The organism is Paraburkholderia sp. BCC1886 (genome assembly GCF_900996245.1).
Classification (GTDB): domain Bacteria; phylum Pseudomonadota; class Gammaproteobacteria; order Burkholderiales; family Burkholderiaceae; genus Paraburkholderia.
The window spans coordinates 1-435 of record NZ_CAAJGK010000007.1 but is presented as its reverse complement, the minus strand read 5'-3'; the positions used below and the strand labels follow the sequence as shown (position 1 = coordinate 435).

General features: G+C 63.0%; 1 protein-coding gene. It reads left to right on the top strand.

Going from position 1 to position 435, the window contains the following annotated elements:
• Positions 1–435, top strand: a 435-nt coding sequence (locus FQ746_RS00040) for a phospholipase A (protein WP_186310579.1), incomplete at both ends; no start/stop codon positions are given.

Sequence of the window (435 nt, the reverse complement as noted above, 5' to 3'; positions counted from 1 at the left end):
ACCCGGCCTCGCGCTCGCTGCTGGACAATCTCTATTTCGCCTACACGCAGACCTCGATCTGGGATCTGTCGGCCGATTCGAAGCCGTTCCGCGACACCAGCTACAAGCCGCGGCTGTTCTACTACGTCGCCGACACGGGCCTGCACAGCCCCTGGTTCACGCGCATGGGCTTCGCGGCCGGGATCGGGCATGAGTCGAACGGCAAGGCCGGCCCGGATTCGCGCAGCCTCAACATTCTGTTCGTGCAACCCACCTGGGAATTCGGCGATCTGACGAGCTACCACTGGCAGGTCTCGCCGATGCTTTATTACTACCTGGGCATCAGCGACAACCGCGATATCGCCGACTACCGCGGCTACATGGACCTGGTGGACAAATACGGCAGCCCCGACGGCTGGCAGTTGTCGACCACGCTGCGCAAGGGCACCCACCACT